This window comes from Terrabacter sp. AAH1 (genome assembly GCF_054456855.1).
In genome coordinates this window covers 1-1280 of sequence record NZ_JBTJJV010000034.1, presented here as the reverse complement: position 1 = coordinate 1280, position 1280 = coordinate 1, and the positions used below count along the sequence as shown (strand labels likewise).

Here is a 1280-nt window from a genome sequence, read left to right as displayed (position 1 = left end):
GGGACTGCTGACGATCTGGTTGTCACGCGGGGTGTGGTGTTTCAGGCCGCGTGAGCGGCTTGGTTGATGGTCTCAAACTCGATGGGGGTGAGCTTGCCGAGGGCGCGTTGTCGCCGGCGACGGTGGTAGCTGCGTTCGATCCAGGTGACGATCGCCAGTCGGAGCTGGTGGCGGGTGTCCCAGCGGTGGTTGTTAAGGACGTTCTTCTGCAGCAGGGCGAAGAAGGACTCCATCGCGGCGTTGTCGGCGGAGGAGGCGACGCGGCCCATCGAGCCGCGCAGCCCGTGGCGGTGCAGCGCCGCGACGAAGGGTCGTGAGCGGAACTGCGATCCTCGGTCGGCATGGACCACGCACCCGATCACGTGCTCGCGGCCGCGGCGGGCGATGGCCATCTCGAGCGCGTCGACGGCCAGCTGGCTGGTCATCCGCGAGTCGATCGAGTAGCCGACGATCCGCCGTGACCAGACGTCCTTGACGGCGCACAGGTACAGCTTGCCTTCGGCGGTGGGGTGCTCGGTGATGTCGGTCAGCCACAGCCGGTTCGGGCCGGTCGCGGTGAAGTCGCGCTCGACGAGGTCGTCGTGCACCGGTGGTCCCGGCTTCCTGGACCGGCCTCGTTTGCGGGCGTGTGCGGAGGTGATCCCGGCCTGCGAGCAGAGCTTCCACACCCGCCGCTCTGACATGTCGTGGCCGGCGTCAGTGAGCTCGTCGGCGATGAACCGGTACCCGAACCCCGGGTCGTCGCGGTGGATCTCGTGGGCGGCGTTGGTCGCGTAGGCGTCGACCAGGTCCCGTTCACTGACCGGGCTCGCCCGCCATGCGTAGAACGCCTGTCGGGAGAAGCCGAGCAGCCCGCAGGTCACCGCAACGGGGATCCCGTCGGCGGCAAGGTCCAGGACCAGCGGGTAGGTCATTTTGGGGACTGGCCCAGCTTCAGGTTCGCCTGGGACAGGTACGCGGCCGCGCGTCGCAGCACCTCGTTCTCCTGCTCGAGCAGCCGGATCTTGCGGCGAGCTTCTCGCAGCTCCGAGTTCTCTGCCGCGGTCGTGCCGGGGAGCACGCCGTCCTCGACATCGGCTTGGCGCATCCAGTTGCGCAGGCATGACTCGCTGATGCCGAAGTCCGCGGCCAGCTTCGCAATCGGAGCCTCTCCCTTACGGGCGACCGCGACGACGTCGTCGCGGAACTCCTTGGGGTGGGGTGCAGGCATGTCGACAATCCTTCCAGCAGCGACCGCAGTCGCCACAGATCAGGTGTCAACCGAACCGTCAGCAGTCCCG

The 1280-nt window shown here is 67.9% G+C and carries 1 pseudogene; it reads right to left on the bottom strand.

Annotated features, from left to right (window positions below):
- Positions 1–41: 41 nt before the first annotated feature.
- A pseudogene (locus ACXR8F_RS21510) lies at positions 42–1210 on the bottom strand (IS3 family transposase).
- Between the last annotated feature and the right edge of the window lie 70 nt (positions 1211–1280).